The organism is Streptomyces mutabilis (assembly GCF_014649815.1).
GTDB classification, from domain to species: domain Bacteria; phylum Actinomycetota; class Actinomycetes; order Streptomycetales; family Streptomycetaceae; genus Streptomyces; species Streptomyces mutabilis.
This window is the reverse complement of the sequence record NZ_BMTT01000004.1, coordinates 318,809-341,172: the sequence shown is the minus strand read 5'-3', so window position 1 is coordinate 341,172 and position 22,364 is coordinate 318,809. Positions and strand designations below refer to the sequence as shown.

The window sequence follows — 22,364 nt, the reverse complement described above, 5'->3', positions numbered from 1 at the left end:
CGCGGATGAGTGCGACCCTCCGCGGCGGATACCTTTAGGGCGTGCAGCCAGCAAGTGAATCCCCCGAACGGCCCTCCGGCCGGCTCCATCGCGCCCGGGTCCTGTACCGGAACGTCTCCAAACGCAGGACCGCCTGGCTGCTCCTCAAGGACACCGTCAACTCGGGCATGGAGTACCGCATCCTCGGCCTCGCGGCGGAGGCGGCGTTCTTCACGCTCCTGTCGGTGCCGCCCCTGCTGCTGAGCCTCCTCGGACTGCTCGGCTACGTCGACCTGTGGATCGGCGCCGACACCACCGAGAGCCTGCGCACCAACATCCTGGACGCCTCCCGCGCGGTGCTCTCCGAGAAGGGCGTCGAGCAGATCACCGAGCCGATCCTGGACGACGTGATGAAGGGCGGGCGGCCCGACGTCATCTCCATCGGCTTCCTGTTCGCCCTGTGGTCGGGCTCCCGCGCGGTGAACGTCTTCATCGACACGATCACCGTGATGTACGGCCTCGACGGCGTCCGGGGGATCGTCAAGACGCGTCTGCTGGCGTTCCTGCTCTTCCTCGTCGCCCTGCTGATCGGGTCGGTCGCGCTGCCGCTGATGGTGGCCGGCCCGGACGCCGTGGTGCGGATCGTGCCGTGGTCGACGACGGTCGTGCAGGTCCTGTACTGGCCGGTCGTCATCATCCTGTCGATCGCCTTCCTGACCACGCTCTACCACGTCTCGGTGCCGGTGCGCTCCCCGTGGATCGAGGACGTGCCCGGCGCGCTGGTCGCCCTCGCCATGTGGGTGCTCGGCAGCTTCCTGCTGCGCATCTACCTCACCAACACCGTCGAGGGCCCCACGATCTACGGCTCACTGGCCGCGCCCGTCGCCGTGCTGCTGTGGATCGGAGTGTCCGCGTTCGCGGTGCTCGTCGGGGCGGCGGTCAACGCGGCCATCGACCGGGTCTGGCCGGCCGCAGCCACCGCCGCCGCCCGCGAGGCCAACGAGCGGCTGCGCCAGGCCCAGGTCGCCGAGTACGTGGCCCGCACCGCCGCGAACGGCGGGGCGGGCCCCGACATGCCCTCCGAGTTCCCGGAACGCTGGTCCCGCTTCCTGCCCCCGGAGGACGTCACGTCCCGCCTGCGCACCCACGTGAAGAACACGCCGCCCGGGAACCACGACAAGCCGGAGGCATCCTGACCGGGCGGGGCAGTGCCCCGCCCGGTCAGGATGCCTCCGCGTCCCAGGCCCCGGCCGCCGCACCTTCCCGCACGAACTCCCCGAAGTCCCTCGGCTCACGGCCCAGCACCTCCTGGACGCCGTCCGACAGGCGGGCGTTGCGGCCGTCGAGCAGGGTGGCGAACAGTTCCACGAGGAACGCGGCCTCCTCCTCCGGCACCCCGGACCCGGCCAGGTTCGCCCCGTACTCCCGCGGCGGCACGTACCGGTACGTCAGCGCGCGCCCCGTCTCCTTCGCGATCTCGGCGACCGCCTCCCCGAAGGTCAGCAGCCGCGGCCCGGACACTTCCAGAGCCCGCCCGGCGTACCGGTCGCCCGAGGCCAGCACCGCCACCACCACGTCCGCGAGGTCCCGCAGGTCGACGAACGGCTCGCCCGCCTCCCCGGCCGCGAACACCAGCTCCCCGTGCTGCCGCAGCTCCGCCGCCAGCGGGCCCTCGCTGAAGTTCTGCGCGAACCACGCGGCCCGCACGACCGTCCAGTCCGTGGCCGCACCCGCGAGCGCGTCCTCGGTGGGCCGCGCCTGCTCCTCGCCCCGTGCCGACAGCAGCACCAGCCGCCGTACGCCGAGCCCGGCCGCCTCCCGGGCCAGCGCCCCGACCGCGTCCACGGCCGAGGGGTCGCCGACGTCGGTGGGGTAGGCCAGGTAGGCCGCGTCGGCGCCGCGCAGGACGTCCGCCCAGGTCGACCGGTTCCGCCAGTCGAATCCGGTCGCCCGGGACGCCGCCCGCACGTTCATCCCCGCCGTCCGTGCCGCCTCGGCCACCCGCCGCCCGGTACGACCGGAAGCACCCGTGACCACCACCGTCATGTCCTTGTGCGTGTTCGTCTCCGCCATGCCCCCAGCCAACCGCCGATCGCCGTGCGTTCCCATCGCCGAACGGCTCGCCGGCATACGAGTGCGTCTACGCTGTGACGCCATGGACGCACTCGCCGGCCTGCTGGAGGGCCCCAGGGCCCGTGGCGCGTTCATGATCCGCGCCTGTTTCGACCCGCCGTGGGCCGTCCGCGTCGAGGACCGGGCGCCGCTCACGGTGATGCTGGCGGTCCGGGGTGACGCGTGGGTCGTGCCGGAGACGGGGGAGCGGCTGCGGCTGCGCGCCGGCGACCTCGCCATCGCGCGCGGCCCCGAGCCGTACACCTGCGCCGACGACCCCGCCACCCCGCCCCAGGCGGTGATCCTGCCGGGCGGCGGGTGCAGCTACCCCGACGGGCGTCCCCTCAACGGCTCGATGGACCTCGGTGTACGCACCTGGGGCGACCGCCCCGACGGCGCGGCGGTCCTGCTGATCGGCACCTACCTGGTGCGCGGCGAGATCGGCGGAAGGCTCCTCGACGCCCTGCCCCCGCTGCTGTCCCTCACCGCCGACCAGTGGGACTGCCCGCTCACGCCCCTGCTGATGACCGAGGTCACCCGCGACGAGCCGGGCCAGGGGGTCGTCCTCGACCGGCTCCTCGACCTGCTGGTCATCGCCGCGCTGCGGTCCTGGTTCGCCGGTCCGCGGGCCGAGCCGCCCGCCTGGTACCGGGCCCTGGGCGACCCGGTCGTCGGCCGGGCGCTGCGGCTGCTCCAGGCCGATCCCGCGCACCCCTGGACGGTGGCGTCCCTGGCCGCCAAGTCGGGGGTCTCCCGCGCCGCGCTCGCCCGGCGCTTCACCGAACTGGTGGGCGAGCCCCCGATGGCGTACCTCACCGGCTGGCGTCTCGCCCTCGCCGCGGACCGGCTCCGCGACACCGACGACACGCTCGGCGCGATCGCCCGCCAGGTCGGCTACGGCAGCGCGTTCGCCCTGTCGACGGCCTTCAAGCGGGCGTACGGCGTCAGCCCGCAGGAGTACCGCACACGGGCGGCGTAGCCTGGCAGGCGTGTACGCGGAACGGGCGTCCCGGCTGACCGGCGCGGTGGTGTGGACCAACACCCCGCACGCGCCCGGCACGGGGCGGGTCCTGCCCGACGGTTGCATGGACCTGCTCTGGCACGACGGCCGGCTGCTGGTCGCGGGCCCCGACACCCGCGCCCACGTCACCGCGGGCACCTCGGGGCACTGGGCCGGCGTCCGCTTCCACCCCGGCACGGCGCCCGCCCTCCTCGGCGTCCCCGCCCGCGAGCTGCGCGACCGGCGCGCCGACCTCGCCGACCTCTGGCCGGCCGCCCGCGTCCGGCAGCTGACCGCGCGGGTGAACGCGGCCCCCGACCCGGCGACGGGCCTGGAGGAGGCCGCGCTGTCCAGGGCGGCCGACACCGAGCCCCCCGACCCGCTCCTGCGCCGGATCGTGGCCGCCCTCGACGCGGGCCGCCCGGTCGCCGCCACCGTCGACGATCTGGGCGTGAGCGCCCGCCAGTTGCACCGCCGTTCACTGGCCGCCTTCGGGTACGGCCCCAAGACGCTGGCCCGCGTACTGCGGCTCCAGCGCGCCCTCGCCCTGGCCCGCGCCGGCACGCCCCTCGCCGAGACGGCCGACCGGTCGGGGTACGCCGACCAGGCGCACCTGGCGCGGGACGTGCGGGAGTTGACGGGCCTGCCGCCGGGTGAACTACTCGCCGGGCCCTAGCGGCGCGAACAGATCGACCCCGTGCCCGTCCGGGTCGTTGACGACGGCGTACCGCTGTCCCCAGGGCGCGTCCCAGGGCTTGCGTTCGCCGTGGCAGCCGGCGCCGGTCAGCTCCTCGTAGCAGGCGTCGACCTCCGCGGGCGTGTCACAGAGCAGGGCGAGCGAGTGCCGCCCGCCGCCGGCCGGCGGCTCCCACCCGGGCGTGAAGGAACGGACGGACTCCTCGGTGTCGAGCAGCAGCCGGATCCCACCCGGCAACTCGGCCTCGGCGTGCGGCCCGTGCTCGGCGCCCTCGGGGAAGGCGAAACCGAGCCGGCGGTAGAAGGTCACGGACGCGGCCATGTCGGAGACGACGAGGCCGATGGCGTTGAATCGTGCGGTCATGCGGTCACCGTAGGCAGGGCGGCCGAGGCCCGTCTTGAAGGAATCGGACACGGTGAGCCGCCGTGGCGGGACCGCACGCGAAACCGCCCCGCCCCGGAACACCTGTGCGGCAGGATGGGCCCATGAATCGTCGCGCGCGCGTCCTGCCGCTGTTGCTGACCCCTCTGCTGCTCACCGCGTGCGGTACCGGGGAACCGGCCGAAGACCCGGTCGCCGCCGCTGCTTCGGCCGCCGCCGCCTCCGAGGCGGCCGAGGAGGTCTTCCTGACCCCCGACGAACTCGAGAACAGGGCGAAGGCGATGGGCGCGGACCCCGAACTGGTCCACGTCATGAGGGTCCCCGAGTTCCCCTTGGCCCCGCAGTCCGTCGGCGTGCTCGGTGACGACGGCTTCTCCGCCACCTACGTGGCCGCCTCGGGTGCCATGATCCGGCTCTCCGTCGAGCGGGGCGCGATCACCGAGGACACCTGCCGCAGCCGACCGGTGGGTGACACGAGCGACGAACGGACAACGTGCGAGTTCGACGCCGGGATGCTGTACCGCACCGGGGGCGGGCGGCACGAGTACGTCCTGCCGAAGAACGGGTACGCGGTACGGCTGTCCGCCGAGACGGACGCGGTGTCGCGCACCGTACTGCGGGACGCCGCCGGGGGCGTCCACCGCCCCGACGCCGCCGAGGCTGCCGCCACCCTCCCCTCACCGCGCCCCGACACCACCCCGGTGGAACGCGGTGACCTGCCGGAGTTCGGCGACGGCGCACCCGACAACAGCGTGGACATCGGCGGCTGAGCGCCGGCCGCACCGGAGGACTTCGACCGTGCCCCGACTCCTCGTCTACACCCGCACCACCGACTACCGCCACGACTCCATCCCGGCCGGAATCGCTGCCCTGCGCGCCCTCGGAGACTTCACGGTGGACGCCACCGAGGACCCGACCGCCCTCGAACGCCCCCTCACCTCCTACGCCGCCGTCGTCTTCCTCTCCACCAGCGGCGAGGTGCTCACCCCGGCCGGCCGCGAACGGCTCGCCGCCCACGTCGAGGGCGGCGGCGGCTTCGTCGGCGTGCACGCGGCGGCCTGCACCGAGTACGACTGGCCGTTCTACGGCGAACTCCTCGGCGCCCGCTTCGACCGACACCCCGCCTACCAGCCGGGCCGGGTGGTCGTCGAGGACCGCGACCACCCGGCGACCCGGGACCTGCCGCCGGTCTGGGACTTCACGGACGAGTGGTACGACTTCCGCACCAGCCCCCGGGGCTCGGTCCGCGTCCTCGCCCGCGCCGACGAGTCGTCCTACGAGGGCGGCGGCATGGGCGAGGACCATCCACTCGTCTGGTGCCGCGCCCAGGGCGCGGGCCGCGTCTTCTACACGGCCCTCGGCCACGCCGCCGAGGCGTACGCGGACCCGGACTTCCAGGCCCATCTGCGGGGCGGCGTCCAGTGGGCGGCACGCACGGACTAGCCGGGCATCGCCCCGCTCTGTGCCGCCTTCCGGTGACGTGCGCTCAGGCGGGAGCCCGACTCCCGGCGCGCGGCGCGGCGCAGGAGGGGGACCGCGAGGAGGGACCCGAGGACTGCCCAGGCGGTCAGGACCAGGGCGACCATGGGCAGTTCCCAGGAGCCGGCCGCCTCGGCGGCCCGTGCCGAGTCCGGGAAGAGTGCCGAACGCAGGCCCTGCGCCATCCATTTGAGCGGAAACACGGAGGCCACCTGCTGGACCGGCACGGGCAGCGAGGTGATCGGGAACACCGCCCCCGACGTGACCAGCAGCCCCATCGTCGGCAGCATGATCAGCGCCAGCGCCTCGCGCGGGTTGGGCAGCACGGCGCCGATGGCCGCGCCCAGCGGAACGACGGCGAGCAGACCCAGTGTGGTGACCCACAGCAGCGTCAGCCAGCCGCCCGGCCCGTGCGGCAGCGGCCCGTCCACCAGCACGGCCGCCGACAGCAGGAGCAGCGCCAGTGTGCCGACCGCCGTGCCGACCACCAGCACACACTTGGCGATCAGGTAGGCCGGTATCCCGCCGGGCGTGGCGCGCAGCCGCAGCAGGGCGCCCTCCTCGCGCTCGGTCACCAGCATCTGCGGGAGGTTGACCAGCCCTATCTGGAACAGCAGGTACGCGGCGAAGCCCGCCAGCACCAGGTGGGCCATCGGGGTCTGGGTGCCGGGCACGTCGTCGCCGATGTAGGCGGCGAGGGCCAGCGCGACGGCCACGTTGGTCAGATGGCCGGACAGCTCCTTCGGATTGCGCAGCAGCTGACGCAGCTCGATGCCGCCGCGCTGGAGACCGGCACGCCGGTAACGCCTCATGTGTGTTCCCTTCACGCGGCCCGCGCCTCCCCGTCCGCCGTCGCGTCGGTCCCGTCGGCCGCCCGGTGGACCATGTGCAGGTAGGTGTCCTCCAGGGTCGGGCGGCGGACCTCCAGGCCGGCGATCGGGCCGTCCGCGTCCCGGTGGAGTTCCCAGACCAGCCGCGAGGGGTCCCCGGTGCGTTCGCGCCGGGGCGTCCCGTCGTCGGCCGTCCAGCGGACCTCGGCCTGGGCGGCGGCCCGGCGGGCCAGTTCGGCGGGGGTGCCGTGGGCGCGGATCCGGCCGCCGACCAGCATGGCGATCCGGTCGGCGAGCCGTTCGGCCTCCACCAGGTCGTGGGTGGTGAGCAGGACGGTGACGCCCTCCTCGCGGGCCAGCCGTTCGACCAGGAGGTGGAACTCGTGCCGGGCCTCGGGGTCGAAGCCGGTTGTCGGTTCGTCCAGGAAGAGCAGTTCGGGACGGCCGACGATGCCGAGCGCGACGTCCAGCCGGCGTCGCTGGCCGCCGGACAGCCGGTTCACCTGGCGGCCGGCCTGGTCGGTGAGCCCGACCAGGGCCAGCAGCTCGGCCGGTTCGCGCGGATCGGGGTAGTACGCCGCGAAGTGCGCGAGCAGTTCGGCCACCCGCCAGCGGGGATGGTCCCGCCAGGACTGCAGGACCAGTCCGAGCCGGCCGCGCCAGGCGTCGTCGCCCCGTTCCGGGTCGGTGCCCAGCACGCGGACGTCGCCGGCCGAGCGCCGCCGGAAGCCCTCCAGGATCTCGACGGTGGTGGTCTTCCCGGCGCCGTTGGGCCCGAGCAGGGCGAAGACCTCGCCGCGGTGGATGTCGAGGTCGACGCCGCGCAGGACGTCGACGTCCCCGTACGCCATCGTCACGTCCCGGGCCTCGACGACGACGTCGGAGGCGGAGGTGTGGGTCGGTGTCATCGTGCGGCCTCCGTCGAGTGATGCGGCGCCGACCGGCCGGCCGCCGCCGGAGGGCCGGCGCCCTCGACGATCGCCCGGAGTGCCGCCACGTGCCCGTCGAAGGCGGCACGCCCGCGGTCCGTCAACCGCACTTTGGTGCGCCGCTTGCGCCCGGCGCCCTCCTTGCGCAGCTCCAGGTATCCGGCCTCCTCCAGCGTGTGGAGCTGCTTCGAGAGCGCGGAGTCGCTGAGCGAGAGGCTGTCGCGGACGAACGCGAAGTCCGCCCATTCGGTGGCGGCGAGCAGCGCGACCACCGACAGCCGGGTGGCGGGGTGGATCAGCTCGTCGAACCCCGAGGGAGTGCTCACCGGCCCGCCCCCTCGGAGGTCTTCCGTCCATTCCGGCCGCGCAACGCCCCGGTCGACCACCGGCTCACCGGTCCCGTGAACAGCACGAACACGGCCGCCGAGACGGTGGCCTGGATCAGGGCGCCCGTCATCGGCTCCAGCGGCTCGACCAGACGGCCGGACAGCACGATCGTCGCGCAGGTCACCACCGCACCCGCGACGAAGCCCGCCAGCATCCGCCAGTCGCAGCGGGAGTGGTGCAGCCGCACCCGGCTCCTGCGGTGGTGCGCCCGGGCCAGCGTGCCCAGCGCCACGAGATACACGGCGAGGGCCAGCCAGACGCCCCACTTGGGCAGGTCCAGCCCCATGGAGACCAGGAAGACCCACATGATCGCGGCCGTGGTGCGGGTCGTGCGGGGGCTGCCGGAGGCCGACCGCTCGACCTCGTCGTACACCCGCTCCTGCGGCACCCGGATGCGCTGCAGGTCCCTCCACGCCTGTTCGGCATCGACCGGTGTGCTCACGCCCACCGCCTCCCTGTCCGTGTCCACTTCACTTTCCTGCTGGGAAAGTTACCCTTGACTTTCCCAGCAGGCAAGTAGGGAGGAGTGGTGGCGCGAGGGCGCGGGTCCCCCGGGAGGTGCGGTCGGCGCCGCGGTCGAGGTCACCGGCGGGTGCGCGGCGGCGCGGTGCTCGCGCGCTCCACCAGGCGGGTCGACAGTTCCGTGCGCGTGCTCTCCGGGTGGTGGCCCTCCATCATGCGCAGCAGCAGGCGCAGGGCGGTGGCCGCCATCTCCGAGAGCGGCTGGCGGACCGTGGTCAGGGCCGGGGTGGCCCAGCGGGCCTCGGGCAGGTCGTCGAAGCCGACCACGCTCAAGTCGGCCGGTACCGTCAGGCCCCGCTCGGCCAGCGCCTCGTACACGCCGAGGGCCATCACGTCCGAGCAGACGAACACGGCCGTCGGCGGCTCGGGCAGGTCCAGCAGCTCCCGCGTGCGCCGCCGGGCCGCAGCGCGGTCGAACCCGGCGTGGCGGACGTACTCGGGCCGGTCGGGCACCCCCGCCGACGCCAGGGCGGAGCGGTAGCCGGCGATCCGTGCGCCGCTGCCGAGGCTGCGCCGCTGACCGGCGACGACGGCGATCCGCTCGTGGCCGAGGCGCAGCAGGTGCTCGGTCGCCGTCACCCCGCCCTGCCAGTTGGCGGCACCCACCGACACCACGTCCGACGGCGGTTCCACCGCCGGATCGATCATCACGAACGGGATGCGGTGCTGTTCCAGCCACGCGTACTGGAGAGCGGTCGGCTCGGCCCGGTTGAACAGCACCCCGGACGAGCCGCGCACCACGAGCCGGTCCAGCCAGCCGTGGGCCGGTCGCGGCCGTTCCTCGCCCCCGGGCCGGGGGCGGTTCAGGCCCGCCGAGACGACCACCTCCAGCCCCGCGTCGTACGCCGCCTCCTCCACCCCGCGCAGCACCGCGCCCGACCGGGAGCTGTCCAGGGAGTGCACGACGAGGTCGACCAGCCGGAGCGCCCGCGCGGTGTCGAAACGCGGGCGACGCACGTAGCCGAGCCGGTCCAGCGCCTCCGTCACGCGCCGGCGGGTCTCGGGTGCCACGTCCTCCCGTCCGTTGACGACCTTGGACGCGGTCGGCACCGAGACCCCGGCTTCCCGGGCCACCACCGCCAGCGTCGGCCCGGCCGACGTGCTCGCACTCGCCGTACGGGCCATCGGGCAACCACCTCTCCGGCCCGTCCGGGCCCGGGGACAGAAAGCGCTTCCTATCCTAGGTACGCCGCTTCCCGGCGGGAAGACCGGGGAAGAGAGGGCGCCGAAGGGCGGCGGGTCAGCGCTCGAAGGTGGCGACGGTGTCCACGCCCGCGTGCCGCAAGGTCCGGTGCACGGCGGGGCGGGCTCCGCGCACGGTGATCGCGATCTCCCGCTCCGGCGTCTCGGTGACCGCGCGCAGCAGCGCGTAGGCGCAGGCCAGGTCGATGTGGCGGAGGCCGGTCATGTCCAGCGTCCAGGCGGTCGGCTCGCGCAGGCGGTGGTCGAGCAGAATCTCCTCCAGCACGCGCAGCGCCGGAGCGTCCAGGTCGCCGGAGAAGGTCAGGACGGCGTGGTGCCCGTCCGCCTCGGCGATCCTCACGGGTGCGGTCGTCGGGCTGGAGCGACGCGGGTCGACGGTCACGACGGCCTCCTCAGCGACTCAGTGCGGGCGGACGTGTCTCCCATTGTCCCCCAGTGGCGCCGCGCAGGTCGGCCGGAACAGAGCCGACGTCCGCTGCGCTCTGACATGAGCGGTGCAACAGTGCGGTGAAGGGCTGGTGAGCGCGATGGCGGGCCGGACGAACCCCGTGATCCGTACGCCCCACGGGGCGGTACGGGGCAGGTACGAGCACGGTGTCGCCGTGTACCGGGGCATCCCGTACGTGGCACCCCCTTCGGACCGCTCCCCCACGGCACCGAAACGCCGTACTCCGAGGTTGTCGCCCAGTACCTCTCCGACCCGGCGGTCGACGTCGAGGTTGAGGCAGTCGTCGCCAGGTTGACCCCCGACCCGAGCCACGACGCCCGCCCGCCGGTCCTGGTGTGGCTCCACGGCGGCGCTCTGACCAGGGGCTCCGAGTCGTCCGCGCCGTCGTCTTCGACCGAGATGCCCTGCGGCCGCGGGCCGCTGTCGTCGGCGGCGAAGGCCGAGGTTCCGGCCAGCGTGGCGGAGGCCACGGGTACGGCCATCGCGAGCACGAGGGCCTGTCGCGCGCCGACGCGGCTCAGTCTCACCCTGCGGTGCCGGCGCCGTCCGCCCGGCGTGAACGTGTTGGTGGAGGCTCCGTCCGGCGTTCCAGTCATGAAGGGAAGTCCAAAGATCGGTTGCTTCGGTCTGTGGGGTGAAGCGCCGGGCACGCTACCAGCCGTCATATGAGAGACCGGGACGGTAATTGACGGGATGTGAATGTTGTGCGACCGAACTACGGGACGGCTTCCCCGGCGCCCTCGTGCAGCGGGTCCTCCCGGTGTCGTACGGGAAATTCCGTTGCCCTTTCGGGCACCGGGAAAAGGGCTTCCGGAGCGTCCCCGCGCCACCGCGCGCGCAACAGCACGCCCACGGCCACCGCGAGGGCCACCACCACCCCGGCGGCGATCACTCGCCCGAGGCCGGACCCGGCTCCGCTCACCGGAACCGCGGCGGCCACCGCCACGACGCCCGCTCCCGCGCAGGCCGCGACCGCCTCCGCCCACGCGCGCGCGGCCCCGCGCCCCCACCGCCAGGGCCACGTCTCACTCGCCACCAGGTGGGCGACCAGCAGCCCGATCACGCAGGCGCGCTCCCACCAGGCCGGATCGCCGGACGCCGCGATCACCACGACACCGCCCGCCAGCACCGTCGTCCGGTGCCGCAGCAGACGGTAGGACCACCGCACGGACTCCAACGACGGCCGCCGGTCCAGCGACGGCGCCGCCCACACCGCGAAGGCGACCGCGCACCCGAACACGACCGTGTCCGGCGCGCCGTTCACCGTCGCCCACGGCCGCCACGCCATCACGAGCGCCGCCGCCCCGAGTACCCGGACCGGCAGGGTGCCGACCCAGTACCCCAGGTACTCCCGGAAGCCGACCCGGCCATCGAGCACCGTCATCCCGCGCGCCCCCTCCCGCCGACCCGCCCCGACAGCAGCGGCGCCAACGCCAGATCCAACGACTCGCCGACGACGTGCCGCACCACCGGCACCCCGCTGTCCCGCAGCGCGAAGCGCATCGCGTCCCGCTCCGCGTGCCACAGCCGCAGCCCCAACTCGCCCGCCGCGTCCCCGGGCTCGACCTGAGGGTCGCCGCTCGGTATCTCCACGACCACCGGGCGGCGCCCGCGCGCCTGGAGGTCCCGCAGCACCTTCAGCACCCGCGCGTCGCTCAACGGCGTGAACACGTACACGAGGGCCCCCTCCGGCAGCGCGGGCGGCGGTACCCGTTCGAGGCCGGATGCCTCGAACCGCCGGTCCTTGCGGACGTCGAGGACGCTCTCCACGATGCGGTAGAACGCCGCGTCCCCGGTGCCCGGCGCCAGCCAGCGGGTGGTGCCCCCGGTCGAGACGACCCCCACCCGGTCGTGGGTGCGCAGGTAGGCCCGGGTGAGCCCGGTGGCGGCCCGCACCGTCTCGTCCAGAGACGACACACCGGTCACCGGGTCCACGACGTCGCCGAACGCGTCGATCAGCATCACCGTGTCGGCCGCCCGCTCGGCCGCGAACCGGTGCAGCTGCACGGCCCCGCGCCGGGTCGTCGACGGCCAGTGAATGCGCCGCTGCCGTTCCCCGGGCACCCAGGGACCCACGCCGACGACCTCGACCCCTTCGCCGGCCTGCGGCGAGGCGTGCTCGCCGAGCCGCTGCGGCAGCCGGGCCGGGATCGGCGTGAACCGCGCCTGTGTGGCCTGCGGGAAGACCGCCACCTCGGCCGCCCCCACGCGCACGGTGCGGCGCACGGTGCCCCCGGCGTCGTACACGTCGAGGTCCACCGGCCCCAGCGACCAGCGGCCCCAGTGCAGCGCGGTGTGGCGCAGCGTCACCGTGGACGGGCCGACCACGACCTCGTCGAGCCGCAGTCCCGGGCCCAGCGTGACGCCGGGGTCCAGACGGACGGCGCCCCCGTCGTGGGCGACCACGATGCGCAGGGTGACGGTGTCACCCTCGAAGCAGCGGCCCGGTTCCACGGTCGTCGACGTCTCGACGCGCCGGGGGAAGGCGCGGGGCAACGCCAGTGCGAGCAGCACCAGCGGCGCCGCCGCGAGCGCCAGCAGCCACGCCCGCCCGGTGAGCAGCGCGGCGGACAGCGCGACGACGGCGACGGTCAGCAGGCGCAGGGTCCGCTCGCTCGGGCGCGGCCCGCCGGGCGGCGGAGGCGGCGGCTGCGCCGGGGAGGTACGCCCCTCCAGGGCGCGGACCGCGCCGGCGTCCGGCGGCGGCGCGGGAGCGGGCGCGGTCACGACGAGACGGCGGCGGCCGTACGCCGTGTCGTCGGCGTGCCGACGCTGCCGACGATCTCGCGCAGCACGTCGTCCGTGGACACCTCGCGCACCCACAACTCCGGCCGCAGCGACACCCGGTGGGCGAGCGCGGGCACCGCGAGGGACTTGACGTCCTCCGGGACGACGTAGTCGCGGCCGTCCAGCACGGCGCGGGCGCGCGCCAGCTGGACCAGGGCGAGTCCGCCGCGCGGTGAGGCGCCGATGCTGATCTGGGGGTGGTCGCGGGTCGCGCCGACGAGCGCGACGGCGTACTCCAGCAGGTCGTCGTCGATCTCCACGCGCTCCACGACGGCCCGCCAGGCCACGACGTCGGCCGGCCCCGCGAGCCTGTCGAGCACGGCCTCGGGCGCGGCCCGGTCGATCCGCGCCCGCAACATCGCCAGCTCCTCACCGGCGGTCAGGTAGCCCATCCGCACGCGCAGCTGAAACCGGTCGAGCTGGGCCTCGGGAAGGGAGTACGTGCCCTCGTACTCCACCGGGTTGGCGGTCGCGATGACCACGAACGGGTTGGCCAGCGGCCGGGTCTCGCCGTCCACCGTCACCTGCGACTCGGCCATCGCCTCCAGCAGCGCGGCCTGGGTCTTGGGCGGCGTCCGGTTGATCTCGTCGGCGAGCAGCAGGTGGGTGAAGACCGGGCCGGGGTGGAACACCATCTCGCCGGTGCGCCGGTCGTACAGCGGCGTCCCGGTGACGTCGGAGGGCAGCAGGTCGGGCGTGAACTGGATCCGGCGGAAGTCCAGGCCGAGCGTGGTGGCGAAGGACCGCGCGAGAAGGGTCTTGCCGAGCCCCGGCAGGTCCTCGACGAGGACGTGGCCACCGGCCAGCACGCCCAGCATCACCAGTTCCAGGGCGTCCGGCTTGCCGACGACGGCACGGCCTATCTCGCGCAGTACGGCGCCGGCCTGCTCGCCGACCTCTTCGGCGGTGCGGAGCTGAGGCGTGGGGTCAGTCGTCACGTCGCTTGATTCCTTACCGGTGCGGGGTACGAGTGCGGGGTGCGCCGAGCGATTCGAGCCGGTCGACGAGGCGGCGCAGCACGTCGACGGGGACCTCGCCGTCGGGCCCGGTCCCGGGTGGCTCGGGGCCGAGCCACGGCCACAGCTCGGGTCCAATCAACTCGGCCGCCCGCTCGGGCTGCTGGTCGAGCGAGACGTGGTGGTGCTCGGCGAGCGCGGCGGCGTACAGGTGGCGCAGCTCGGGCCGGAGCACCGCGCGGTAGTAGAGGGCGCCGTCGGGCCCCGTGGCGGTCCCCACGTTCCGCCGCCACTCGCCCATGCCCGGCGCCCTGGTCCGCAGCAGCCGCACCTCGCCCCGGTGGCCGGAGTCGAACGCGCCCGCCCCGGCGACGTACCGGGCGAGGAGCAACGCCACGACGACGAGCAGGGCCAGGAGGGCGCCGGCCGCCACGGCACCGTCGAGGAGCAGGACGAGCAGGACACCGGAGCCGGCGACCGCGCCGCCGAGCAGCCCGAGCCGGCCCAGGGTGAGCATGTCCCCGCCCGGAGTCTCCTCCACCGGCCGGTTCACCGCGCCTCCTCCCGGTCCAGGAGCATCGAGGCGATCTCCTCCAGGGCGTCGGCCGCGGCCTCGCGGTGCGAGGCGTCCATCGGGTGGGAGGAGAACCGGGCCTCGCGGAACAGCGCGGTGAGGCGCGGTGCGGCCGGTCCGGGGGCGAGTCCCGCGGCGACGGCGCGGACGAGCAGATCGGTGGGGCTGTCGGAGGCGTGCCGCGGTACGCCGGACGCGACGAGGGCTTCCTCCATCCCGGCGTAGCAGGCGATGACGGCCGTACGGGCGTCGCCGGTGTCGGCCAGGGCGCGGCGGCCCGACCGCACGGCGGACAGCAGCACGCGCGCGTCGTCGTCCTCGCTCGCGGTGCCCGCGAGGTCGGGTCGCCGCGGCACCCTCAGCCCGAGCCGTCGCAGCCGTCGCGCGACGGCCACCGCGACGAGCACGACGACGACCGCGGCCAGCAGGCCGAGGACGAGGTAGAGCGGCAGGGACGGAAGGCGCGACGAATCCCCCGAGCCGTCCGAGGGAACCGGCCGGCCGGGAGCCGTCGGGGTGGGGAACCGCGTCGGGAGGGCCTCCGGTGCGTCGGGCCCGCCGTCGCCGCGGGAGAACCGGTGCAGGACCAGGGAGAGGACGCCGATGACGCCCGCCCCGGCGATCAGCAGCGGTCCGGCGGTCTCCCGCAGCCGCTCCTCGCCCGCCGGCAGCGAGACGCGGTAGGCGTTGAACCGGGGGCGGAGGCGCTGGACGGCCAGTACGACGCCCACCGTCCAGGCTGCGGACGACCCGATCGCGACGATGCCCCAGTGACCCAGAGGCCCCTTGCCGGAATGCAGTAGCCCCTCAGCGGGCCGCAGTGCCAACGCGGCCACGGCCAGCGCCGCGACCACTCCTACCGCGACCAGAGCCCCGGGCACCGCCCGCTGCCGCGGCCGCCCCCCGTGTTCCATGCGGTCCCCCCTGCCGAACCCGTCGCCCCCGAACGCCAGTTCGCCGTCATCCTGGCACACACCCGCCGACTGCGGCACGGCGCACGCCCCCCCCCCGGACGACCGGACCGCCGGCCGTCGCTCACGCCGATGCCAGCGTGGTCGCGACCGACCTGATCGTCTCCGGCCCGACCCGGCAGCAGCCGCCGATCAACCGGGCCCCGGCCGCCCGCCACTGGCGGACCCGCCCGGCGTCGAACGAGGAACGCCCTTCCCAGGAGCGCGCCTCAGCGTTCCAGGCCTCCCCGCAGTTGGGGTAAACAACAACAGTCTTTCCGGTGACGCGGGCGGCGGTCTCCACGGCGCCGGGCACGTCATCGGGGTGGCAGCAGTTCACGCCCACCGCGATCACCTCCTCCGCGTCCGCGGCCAGGGTGAAGGCCTCCTCCAGCGGCTGGCCCGCGCGGGCGCGGTCGCCCGCGACGGTGTACGACAGCCAGGCCGGCACACCCAGTCCGCGCACCGCCCGCAGCAGCGCCGCCGCCTCGTCGGTGTCGGGGACGGTCTCCAGCGCGAGCACGTCCGGCCGGGCCGCCGCCAGTACCTCCAGGCGGGGACGGTGGAAGCGCTCCAGCTCCGCGATCCCCAGCCCGTACCGGCCCCGGTACTCGGAGCCGTCCGCGAGCATCGCGCCGTAGGGGCCGGCGGAGGCCGCCACCCACAGCCGTCGGTCCACCCGCGCGCGGCGGGCCGCCTCGCGCGCCGATTCCACGCTCAGGGCCATGAGTTCCGCGGCACGCCCGCGGTCGGCACCCCGTCGGGCGAACCCCTCGAACGTCGCCTGGTAGCTGGCGGTGGTCGCCACGTCCGCGCCCGCCTCGAAGTAGGCGACGTGCGCCTCGGTGACCGCCTCCGGATCCTCGGCGAGCAACCGCGCCGACCACAGGTCGTCGCTCAGGTCGTGGCCCGCCGACTCCAGTTGGTTGGACATGCCCCCGTCGAGCACGAGGGGGCGGCCGGAGGCGAGGGCGTCGGCGAAGTCGCTGGTCATGGCACGAGGCTAGTCACCGCGACGGGACGGCCGCGGGGCCGTGTCCCCCGTGCGAGCTACAGCGAGGTGTCCACCGGGAGGTGACGATCTCCGGTCGCCGGATCCGTAGCGTCGGGTGCAGCCCGCGGCCCACCCGGTCGCGGCCCGGTGAAGGGGTTCTCGTGAGGTTTGTCTGGCAGTTCCTGGCCGTCATGGCGACGACCGCCCTCGGAGGAGGTGCCATCGCCGCCGTGAAGGGGAACGACTGGCTCTCGCTGGCCCTCGGCCTCGCGGCCGCCGCGCTGGCCGTGCTCGTGTACGCGTGGGTGGTGCGGCGGACCGAGCACCGGCCCGCCCTGGACGTGACCCGGGAGGGCGCCGTCGCCAAGACCGGCTGGGGCGTCGTGATCGGGACCGGGATGTTCGCGGCCGTCATCGTCAACCTCTTCACCTCCGGGCACTACGCAGTGGACGGCCTGGGCTCGGTGACGGGCGCGCTGGGCCTGGTCGGCTTCATGGCCGGTGCCGCCGCGACGGAGGAAGTGCTCTACCGCGGAGTGCTGTTCCGGATCATCGAGGAGCGCACCGGCACCTACATCGCGCTGGCGCTGACCGGCCTCGTGTTCGGCCTCTCGCACCTGCTCAACGAGCACGCGACCCTGTGGGGCGGCATCGCCATCGCCATCGAGGCCGGCTTCATGCTCGCCGCCGCGTACGCCGCCACCCGCAGCCTCTGGTTCGCCATCGGCGTGCACTTCGGCTGGAACTTCGCCGCGGCCGGCATCTTCAGCACCGAGGTGTCCGGCAACGGCACCAACGAGGGGCTGCTCGACTCCTCGACGTCGGGCCCGGAGCTGCTCACCGGCGGTGCGTTCGGGCCGGAGGGCAGCGTGTACTCGGTGGGCTTCGGGGCGCTGCTGACGCTGGTGTTCCTGTGGCTGGCCCACCGGCGCGGCAACATCGTGCCCTTCGGCTCCCGGCGGGCCGCGGGTGTCGACTCCGCTATTAAACTGCCCCGGTGATCCTTCGTCGGCGCGTCCCGGAGCTGTGGCACCGGCTCGACGTCACGGTCCGGGACCTTCCGCTCGGCGTGCTGTTCCTCGTCGCCTCGGCCCTGCCGGTGTTCCACGGCGACGGCACGGAGGTCGGCGGTCTGCCGCACCGGCCCGCCGACGCGCTGGCCGGTGCGGCGGCCGTCCTGCAGTGCCTGCCCCTCGCCGTGCGCCGACGGTGGCCGCTGGTCTGCCTCGCCCTGGTGTCGGGCGGCTTCGCCCTCGACCAGGTGCGCGGCTACCACCTCGTCGCGGGCACCGCGCTGCCCATCGCCCTGCTGAGCGCCGGGTCGTACCTGGACAGGTACCGGCGCACCACCCTGGTCGCCGCCACCGTGGCGTTCGCGGGGCTGTCGGTCGAGCTGCACCGGCGCGGGCCGGGCGAACCGGCCGCCGAGTTCGTGACGTTCTACCTGGCGCTGGCCCTCGCGTGGGGCGTCGGCACGTGGATGCGCTCCGCCCGGGTCGCGGAGGCTGAACACCGCAGCCGCGTCGCCGAGGACGCCCGCACCGCCGAACGCACCCGGATCGCCCGCGAACTCCACGACGTCGTGACCCACCACGTGACGGCGATGGTCGTGCAGGCCGAGGCGGCCCGGTACCTGACCGCCGCGCCCGACCGGCTCGACCGGACCCTGACCGCCGTCAGCGACACCGGCCGGCGCGCCATCACCGATCTGCGGCACCTGCTCGACCTGCTCAACCCCGACCACGGCACCGGCCACGGCGGCGAGGACCGGACCCCGCCCGTCGGCCGGGTGCTCACGCTCGTCGAGCAGACGCGCCGGGCCGGTCAGCCGGTGGAGTTCACCGAGGAGGGCACGCCGCCCGCCTCGACCGGCAGCGCCGACCTCGTGGCCTACCGGGTCGTGCAGGAAGCCCTGACGAACGCGCTCAAGTACGACCACGGCAGCCGGACCTCGGTCCTGGTGCGCCACGGCGAAAGGGAGATCACCGTGGAAGTCGGCACGGACGGTTCCGGTTCCCGGGCCGCGTCCCCCGGCGGCAGCGGGCGGGGACTGGACGGCCTGCGCGAACGGGTCGACGTCCTGGGCGGCGACTTCAGCGCGGGCCGCCGGACGGGCGGCGGCTTCCTGGTCCGGGCGCGGATACCCGCAAGGAGCCCGGCATGAGCGCGCCGGTCCGGGTGCTGGTCTGCGACGACCAGGTGCTGATCCGCACCGGTCTGTCGACGATCATCGACGCGCAGCCCGACCTGGAGGTCGCCGGCGAGTGCGGGGACGGGCGGACCGCGGTGGAGCTGGCCGGCCGGCTCCGCCCGGACGTCGTGGTGATGGACGTACGCATGCCGGTGCTCGACGGTATCGAGGCCACCCGGCTGCTGGCCGGGGCCGGGGTCGAGCACCCCGTGAAGGTGCTGGTCGTGACGACGTTCAACCTGGACGAGTACGTCTACGAGGCGCTGCGCGCGGGAGCGAGCGGGTTCCTGCTCAAGGACGCGCCGCCGGACCGGCTGCTGCACGGCATACGCACCGTGGCCATGGGCTCCGCGCTGCTGGACCCGGAGGTGACGCGCCGGCTCGTGGGCCGGTACGCCGCCCGGATCCGGCCCGCCGAGGGCGGCGCGCCGGACGTCCCGCTGACACCCCGCGAACTGGAGGTCCTGTGCCTCATCGCGGACGGCCTGTCCAACAGCGAGATCGCCGCGGCGCTCGTCATCAGCCACGAGACGGTCAAGACCTTCGTGTCGCGCATCCTCGCCAAGCTCGGCCTGCGCGACCGCGTCCAGGCCGTCGTCTACGCCTACCGGCACGGCCTGGTGACCTGACGCCCGCGCGGGCCCCGGTGTCGGAACCGTTGACCTCCCCCTGCCACACCCTTACCTTTTTCGACGTTCGTAATAACAGATGATGTTCGGTATGTCGGACGGGCGTGCAGGACCGCCGTCCGCATGACGAACTCCCCGTCGAGAGGCAGCCCGCATGAGCCGCGCCGACGAAGCGCCCGCGCAGCCCGCAGTCCCCGGCCGACGCCTGCTGTTGAAGGGCGCCGCGGCCGCGGGAGCCCTGACGGCCGTCCCCGCCGTCGCCACCGCCGCGCCCGGGAAGGCGGCACCCTACGTGAACCCGCTCGTCCGCAACCGCGCCGACCCGCACATCCGCCGCCACACCGACGGCTTCTACTACTTCACCGCGACCGCCCCCGAGTACGACCGCATCGTCCTGCGCCGCGCCCGCACCCTGAACGGCCTCCGGACCGCCCATGAGTCCGTCATCTGGCGCAAGCACGTCACCGGCGACATGGGCGCGCACATCTGGGCGCCGGAGATGCACCGCGTCGGCGGCAAGTGGTACATCTACTTCGCCGCCGCGCCCGCCGAGCGCGTCTGGGACATCCGCGTCTGGGTCCTGGAGAACGCCCACCCCAACCCCTTCCGGGGCACCTGGGTCGAGCGCGGCCAGGTGAAGACCGCCTGGGAGACCTTCTCCCTCGACGCCACCACCTTCACCCACCGCGGTACCCGCTACCTCGCCTGGGCCCAGCACGAGCCCGGCATGGACAACAACACCGCCCTGTGGCTGTCCGAGATGGAGAACCCCTGGACGCTGAAGGGCCCTCAGGTACGGCTTTCCACACCCGAGTACGACTGGGAGTGCGTGGGGTTCAAGGTCAACGAGGGCGCGTCGGTCATCGCCCGCAACGGACGGCTGTTCATGACGTACTCCGCGAGCGCCACCGACGCCAACTACTGCATGGGGCTGCTGACCGCCGACGCGGACGCCGACCTGATGGACCCCGTGAGCTGGTCGAAGTCACCGACGCCCGTCTTCACCAGCAACGACACCACCGGCCAGTACGGTCCCGGCCACAACTGCTTCACCGTCGACCGCGACGGCAGCGACGTCCTCGTCTACCACGCCCGCCAGTACGAGGAGATCGACGGCGACCCGCTGAACGACCCCAACCGGCACACCCGCATCCAGAAGCTGGGCTGGAAGGCGGACGGCACGCCGGACTTCGGCGTCCCGGTCGCCGACACGGCGAGGGAACGGGCGTGAACGTGCGTGCCGGCCACCACCACCCCGGTGGCCGGCACCCCCAGGTCCCCGTCTCCCGGAAGGGCGGGAACACTTCGGCCGGCGCCGAAGCAACCGGCTCGTAGCGTGCTGGACATGAACGACGAGAACACCGCCACCGCCGCCACCCCCGCCGACACCGTCACCGCCATGGTCGACCACGTCCTCACCCTCGCCGCCACCTGGACCGCCTGGGACGGGCGGCCCGCACACGTCGACGGACGCGTCTGCACCCCGCACAAGGCGCTCCGCCGGGTCGCCGACCACATGGTCGACCACCTCGCCGAGATGGAGGCGCGGCTGGCGGGCGAGGAGACGCAGCCCGACCACTGGCACGCCTCCATGGTCACCACGGAGGCGGACCGCGCCCCCTTCACGCAGGAGGACCTGGACGAGGCCCGCAGCCGCCTCACCCGGCTCGCCCGGATCTGGGCCAACCGCCTCGACGCGCTCACCGAGGAGCAGCTCGACCACTCGCCCGGCGAGGGCTGGAGCTTCCGCCGACTCGCCGAGCACCTGGAGGAGTCCGTGTACTACGCCGACGCGGTGGGTGACCTGTCGTGACCGGCGCCGGCGCTTCCTCCGGTATCGGCACGTGTGCCTCCTCCGGTATCAGTGCCTGCACCGACTTCGCCGACCTGCACCGCGCGGGTGAGCCGCTGCTCCTGCCGTGCGCCTGGGACCACGCCTCGGCGTACGCCCTCGCCGGGCGCGGGTTCCGGGCGGTCGGCACGACCAGCCTCGGCGTGGCAGCGGCGGGCGGAATGCCCGACGGGGCGTCGGCGACCCGCGAGGAGACGCTGCGGCTGGCCCTCACCCTGGGATCGGGACCGTTCCTGCTCTCCGTCGACGCGGAGGACGGTTTCAGCGACGACCCCGACGCCGTGGGGGAGTTCGCCCGGGAACTGGCGGCGGTAGGCGCCGTCGGGATCAACCTGGAGGACGCCCTCGGCCCAGCCGACCGGCACGCCGCGAAGATCGCCGCGGTCAGGGCGGCGGCGCCCGGCCTGTTCGTCAACGCCCGGACGGACACGTACTGGTACGGCGACGGTTCCCTTCCCCGTCCCTCGTCCGATCCCTTCACCGAGACGGTGCGGCGCCTGGACGCCTACCGCGAGGCCGGCGCCCACGGGGTCTTCGTCCCCGGCCTCGCCGACCCCGACCGGATCGGCGAACTGGTCGCCCGCCTCGATGTCCCGCTGAACGTCCTCCACTCGCCCGCCGGGCCCGCCCTGCCGCACCTCGCCGACCTGGGCGTGAGCCGGGTCAGCCTCGGCTCGCTGCTGTACCGGCGGGCGCTGGGCGCAGCCCTGGAGGCGGCGGAGGACGTGCGCGCGGGGCGCGTGCCGGGTGGGGTCACGCCCGCGTACGAGGAGGTGCGGGCGCTGAGCGACTAGCGGTCCGGTTCGGCCCGCTGCCCGGCCGGCCAGTGCGTCAGCGCCGCGTGCAGTGCCTCGACCACCTTGTCCCAGGACGCCCGCACGTCGCGCGCGGCGCCGAAGCCGCCGGTCGCTTCCAGGGCGCAGTAGCCGTGGAAGGTGCTGCGCAGCAGGCGTACGGCGTCGGTGAGGTCGGGCTCGGTGAGGCCGTAGGCGCGGAGCATGCCGTGGGTGATCTCGGCGGTGCGGCGCAGGGCGGGGGAGTCGGCGACCAGGGCCGGGTCGATGCGGATCTGGGTCGCGGCGTACCGGCCGGGGTGACGCAGGGCGTATGAACGATAGGCGTCCGCGAAGGCGGCCAGCGCGTCCTTGCCGGCCCGGCCGGCCACCGCCGCGGCGATCTCGTCGGTCAGCTCGCCGCCGGCCAGCAGTGCGACCCGCACGCGCAGGTCCTGGAGGTTTCTGACGTGCGTGTACAGACTCGCGTCCTTCACCCCGAAGTGCCGGGCGAGCGCGGAGACGGTGACGTTCTCGAGTCCGGCCGCGTCGGCGAGGTCGGCGGCGGCAGCGACGACACGGTCGGTCGTGAGACCCACTCGGGGCATGAGCCACCTTCCCTCTTTCCTAGGGCTCCTAGGTTTCATGCTAGGGCGGGCAGGGCGGCATGCGGGGCTCATCTTCGGGCCGT

Annotated in this window: 26 protein-coding genes and 1 pseudogene; 12 read left to right on the top strand and 15 right to left on the bottom strand. The window is 74.3% G+C overall.

Going from position 1 to position 22,364, the window contains the following annotated elements:
* The first annotated feature begins 41 nt into the window (after positions 1 to 41).
* Entirely contained in the window at positions 42 to 1,175 is a 1,134-nt protein-coding gene (locus IE142_RS12350; protein ID WP_191885768.1) for a YihY/virulence factor BrkB family protein, read from the top strand.
* A 25-nt stretch (positions 1,176 to 1,200) separates the two neighbouring features.
* On the opposite strand, the gene IE142_RS12345 is transcribed toward IE142_RS12350, so the two are convergent.
* A complete protein-coding gene (locus IE142_RS12345) occupies positions 1,201 to 2,052 on the bottom strand; it encodes a Rossmann-fold NAD(P)-binding domain-containing protein (RefSeq protein WP_229830395.1) in 852 nt (283 codons plus the stop codon).
* A gap of 82 nt (positions 2,053 to 2,134) precedes the next feature.
* Between IE142_RS12345 and IE142_RS12340 the strand changes: the two genes are divergently transcribed.
* Positions 2,135 to 3,070: an AraC family transcriptional regulator gene (locus IE142_RS12340; protein ID WP_191885767.1), complete on the top strand. Its 936-nt coding sequence runs from the start codon at positions 2,135 to 2,137 to the stop codon at positions 3,068 to 3,070.
* Between the two features lie 10 nt (positions 3,071 to 3,080).
* Entirely contained in the window at positions 3,081 to 3,767 is a 687-nt protein-coding gene (locus tag IE142_RS12335; protein WP_191885766.1) for a helix-turn-helix transcriptional regulator, read from the top strand.
* Here the strand turns inward: IE142_RS12335 and IE142_RS12330 are convergent.
* Positions 3,750 to 4,151, bottom strand: coding sequence for a VOC family protein (locus tag IE142_RS12330; protein WP_043378442.1), 402 nt, complete (start codon positions 4,149 to 4,151; stop codon positions 3,750 to 3,752). The genes IE142_RS12335 and IE142_RS12330 overlap by 18 nt on opposite strands.
* Positions 4,152 to 4,273: 122 nt before the next feature.
* On the opposite strand from IE142_RS12330, the gene IE142_RS12325 reads away from it, so the two are divergent.
* Positions 4,274 to 4,939: a hypothetical protein gene (locus IE142_RS12325; protein ID WP_191885765.1), complete on the top strand. Its 666-nt coding sequence runs from the start codon at positions 4,274 to 4,276 to the stop codon at positions 4,937 to 4,939.
* Between the two features lie 28 nt (positions 4,940 to 4,967).
* Entirely contained in the window at positions 4,968 to 5,612 is a 645-nt protein-coding gene (locus tag IE142_RS12320) for a ThuA domain-containing protein (RefSeq protein WP_191885764.1), read from the top strand.
* Here the strand turns inward: IE142_RS12320 and IE142_RS12315 are convergent.
* From IE142_RS12315 to IE142_RS12290, 6 genes are all read right to left on the bottom strand, one after another.
* On the bottom strand, positions 5,609 to 6,460 hold the full coding sequence (locus IE142_RS12315; protein ID WP_191885763.1) for an ABC transporter permease: 852 nt from the start codon (positions 6,458 to 6,460) through the stop codon (positions 5,609 to 5,611). The genes IE142_RS12320 and IE142_RS12315 overlap by 4 nt on opposite strands.
* Positions 6,461 to 6,471: 11 nt before the next feature.
* Entirely contained in the window at positions 6,472 to 7,386 is a 915-nt protein-coding gene (locus IE142_RS12310) for an ABC transporter ATP-binding protein (protein WP_191885762.1), read from the bottom strand.
* Positions 7,383 to 7,733: a transcriptional regulator gene (locus IE142_RS12305; RefSeq protein WP_191885761.1), complete on the bottom strand. Its 351-nt coding sequence runs from the start codon at positions 7,731 to 7,733 to the stop codon at positions 7,383 to 7,385. The genes IE142_RS12310 and IE142_RS12305 overlap by 4 nt, the downstream gene beginning before the upstream one ends.
* Positions 7,730 to 8,236 carry a hypothetical protein gene (locus tag IE142_RS12300; RefSeq protein ID WP_191885760.1) on the bottom strand — a complete coding sequence of 169 codons (507 nt, stop codon included), beginning with the start codon at positions 8,234 to 8,236 and terminating at the stop codon, positions 7,730 to 7,732. The genes IE142_RS12305 and IE142_RS12300 overlap by 4 nt, the downstream gene beginning before the upstream one ends.
* A gap of 140 nt (positions 8,237 to 8,376) precedes the next feature.
* Positions 8,377 to 9,441, bottom strand: a complete 1,065-nt coding sequence (locus IE142_RS12295; RefSeq protein ID WP_191885759.1) for a LacI family DNA-binding transcriptional regulator — start codon at positions 9,439 to 9,441, stop codon at positions 8,377 to 8,379.
* A 115-nt stretch (positions 9,442 to 9,556) separates the two neighbouring features.
* On the bottom strand, positions 9,557 to 9,901 hold the full coding sequence (locus IE142_RS12290) for an STAS domain-containing protein (RefSeq protein ID WP_191885758.1): 345 nt from the start codon (positions 9,899 to 9,901) through the stop codon (positions 9,557 to 9,559).
* A 145-nt stretch (positions 9,902 to 10,046) separates the two neighbouring features.
* Between IE142_RS12290 and IE142_RS36530 the strand changes: the two are divergent.
* Positions 10,047 to 10,342 (top strand): annotated as a pseudogene (locus tag IE142_RS36530) (carboxylesterase/lipase family protein); the annotation flags it as partial.
* 340 nt (positions 10,343 to 10,682) lie between these two features.
* Here IE142_RS36530 and IE142_RS12285 read toward each other — a convergent pair.
* From IE142_RS12285 to mmuM, 6 genes are all read right to left on the bottom strand, one after another.
* Positions 10,683 to 11,351, bottom strand: a complete 669-nt coding sequence (locus IE142_RS12285; protein ID WP_229830392.1) for a hypothetical protein — start codon at positions 11,349 to 11,351, stop codon at positions 10,683 to 10,685.
* Positions 11,348 to 12,694, bottom strand: a complete 1,347-nt coding sequence (locus IE142_RS12280) for a DUF58 domain-containing protein (protein ID WP_191885757.1) — start codon at positions 12,692 to 12,694, stop codon at positions 11,348 to 11,350. The genes IE142_RS12285 and IE142_RS12280 overlap by 4 nt, the downstream gene beginning before the upstream one ends.
* The gene (locus IE142_RS12275; RefSeq protein WP_191885756.1) at positions 12,691 to 13,692 is read right to left on the bottom strand and encodes an AAA family ATPase; all 1,002 of its coding nucleotides are present in this window, start codon (positions 13,690 to 13,692) and stop codon (positions 12,691 to 12,693) included. Before IE142_RS12275 ends, IE142_RS12280 begins: the two co-directional genes overlap by 4 nt.
* 13 nt (positions 13,693 to 13,705) lie before the next feature.
* The gene (locus tag IE142_RS12270; RefSeq protein WP_191885755.1) at positions 13,706 to 14,263 is read right to left on the bottom strand and encodes a hypothetical protein; all 558 of its coding nucleotides are present in this window, start codon (positions 14,261 to 14,263) and stop codon (positions 13,706 to 13,708) included.
* Positions 14,260 to 15,198 carry a DUF4129 domain-containing protein gene (locus tag IE142_RS12265; RefSeq protein ID WP_191885754.1) on the bottom strand — a complete coding sequence of 313 codons (939 nt, stop codon included), beginning with the start codon at positions 15,196 to 15,198 and terminating at the stop codon, positions 14,260 to 14,262. The genes IE142_RS12270 and IE142_RS12265 overlap by 4 nt, the downstream gene beginning before the upstream one ends.
* A 121-nt stretch (positions 15,199 to 15,319) precedes the next feature.
* Entirely contained in the window at positions 15,320 to 16,228 is a 909-nt protein-coding gene (gene mmuM, locus IE142_RS12260; RefSeq protein WP_191885753.1) for a homocysteine S-methyltransferase, read from the bottom strand.
* 161 nt (positions 16,229 to 16,389) lie between these two features.
* Here mmuM and IE142_RS12255 point away from each other — a divergent pair, with 161 nt between their 5' ends.
* From IE142_RS12255 to IE142_RS12230, 6 genes are all read left to right on the top strand, one after another.
* On the top strand, positions 16,390 to 17,229 hold the full coding sequence (locus tag IE142_RS12255; protein ID WP_191885752.1) for a CPBP family intramembrane glutamic endopeptidase: 840 nt from the start codon (positions 16,390 to 16,392) through the stop codon (positions 17,227 to 17,229).
* Complete coding sequence (locus IE142_RS12250) at positions 17,226 to 18,392, top strand: sensor histidine kinase (protein WP_191885751.1); 1,167 nt, start codon at positions 17,226 to 17,228, stop codon at positions 18,390 to 18,392. The genes IE142_RS12255 and IE142_RS12250 overlap by 4 nt, the downstream gene beginning before the upstream one ends.
* The gene (locus IE142_RS12245; protein ID WP_191885750.1) at positions 18,389 to 19,048 is read left to right on the top strand and encodes a response regulator; all 660 of its coding nucleotides are present in this window, start codon (positions 18,389 to 18,391) and stop codon (positions 19,046 to 19,048) included. The genes IE142_RS12250 and IE142_RS12245 overlap by 4 nt, the downstream gene beginning before the upstream one ends.
* Before the next feature lie 154 nt (positions 19,049 to 19,202).
* Positions 19,203 to 20,279 carry a glycoside hydrolase family 43 protein gene (locus IE142_RS12240; RefSeq protein ID WP_191885749.1) on the top strand — a complete coding sequence of 359 codons (1,077 nt, stop codon included), beginning with the start codon at positions 19,203 to 19,205 and terminating at the stop codon, positions 20,277 to 20,279.
* 114 nt (positions 20,280 to 20,393) lie between these two features.
* Complete coding sequence (locus IE142_RS12235) at positions 20,394 to 20,861, top strand: hypothetical protein (RefSeq protein ID WP_191885748.1); 468 nt, start codon at positions 20,394 to 20,396, stop codon at positions 20,859 to 20,861.
* Between the two features lie 47 nt (positions 20,862 to 20,908).
* The gene (locus tag IE142_RS12230) at positions 20,909 to 21,694 is read left to right on the top strand and encodes an isocitrate lyase/PEP mutase family protein (protein ID WP_191885875.1); all 786 of its coding nucleotides are present in this window, start codon (positions 20,909 to 20,911) and stop codon (positions 21,692 to 21,694) included.
* On the opposite strand, the gene IE142_RS12225 is transcribed toward IE142_RS12230, so the two are convergent.
* A complete protein-coding gene (locus IE142_RS12225) occupies positions 21,691 to 22,281 on the bottom strand; it encodes a TetR/AcrR family transcriptional regulator (protein ID WP_191885747.1) in 591 nt (196 codons plus the stop codon). The genes IE142_RS12230 and IE142_RS12225 overlap by 4 nt on opposite strands.
* Positions 22,282 to 22,364: the final 83 nt, after the last annotated feature.

Coding starts and splice junctions, on each gene's coding strand:
- IE142_RS12345 (WP_229830395.1), bottom strand. CDS start 2,052: ATGGCGGAGACGAACACGCACAAGGACATGACGGTGGTGGTCACGGGT.
- IE142_RS12340 (WP_191885767.1), top strand. CDS start 2,135: ATGGACGCACTCGCCGGCCTGCTGGAGGGCCCCAGGGCCCGTGGCGCG.
- IE142_RS12330 (WP_043378442.1), bottom strand. CDS start 4,151: ATGACCGCACGATTCAACGCCATCGGCCTCGTCGTCTCCGACATGGCC.
- IE142_RS12325 (WP_191885765.1), top strand. CDS start 4,274: ATGAATCGTCGCGCGCGCGTCCTGCCGCTGTTGCTGACCCCTCTGCTG.
- IE142_RS12315 (WP_191885763.1), bottom strand. CDS start 6,460: ATGAGGCGTTACCGGCGTGCCGGTCTCCAGCGCGGCGGCATCGAGCTG.
- IE142_RS12310 (WP_191885762.1), bottom strand. CDS start 7,386: ATGACACCGACCCACACCTCCGCCTCCGACGTCGTCGTCGAGGCCCGG.
- IE142_RS12295 (WP_191885759.1), bottom strand. CDS start 9,441: ATGGCCCGTACGGCGAGTGCGAGCACGTCGGCCGGGCCGACGCTGGCG.
- IE142_RS12285 (WP_229830392.1), bottom strand. CDS start 11,351: ATGACGGTGCTCGATGGCCGGGTCGGCTTCCGGGAGTACCTGGGGTAC.
- IE142_RS12265 (WP_191885754.1), bottom strand. CDS start 15,198: ATGGAACACGGGGGGCGGCCGCGGCAGCGGGCGGTGCCCGGGGCTCTG.
- mmuM (WP_191885753.1), bottom strand. CDS start 16,228: ATGACCAGCGACTTCGCCGACGCCCTCGCCTCCGGCCGCCCCCTCGTG.
- IE142_RS12245 (WP_191885750.1), top strand. CDS start 18,389: ATGAGCGCGCCGGTCCGGGTGCTGGTCTGCGACGACCAGGTGCTGATC.
- IE142_RS12240 (WP_191885749.1), top strand. CDS start 19,203: ATGAGCCGCGCCGACGAAGCGCCCGCGCAGCCCGCAGTCCCCGGCCGA.
- IE142_RS12235 (WP_191885748.1), top strand. CDS start 20,394: ATGAACGACGAGAACACCGCCACCGCCGCCACCCCCGCCGACACCGTC.
- IE142_RS12225 (WP_191885747.1), bottom strand. CDS start 22,281: ATGCCCCGAGTGGGTCTCACGACCGACCGTGTCGTCGCTGCCGCCGCC.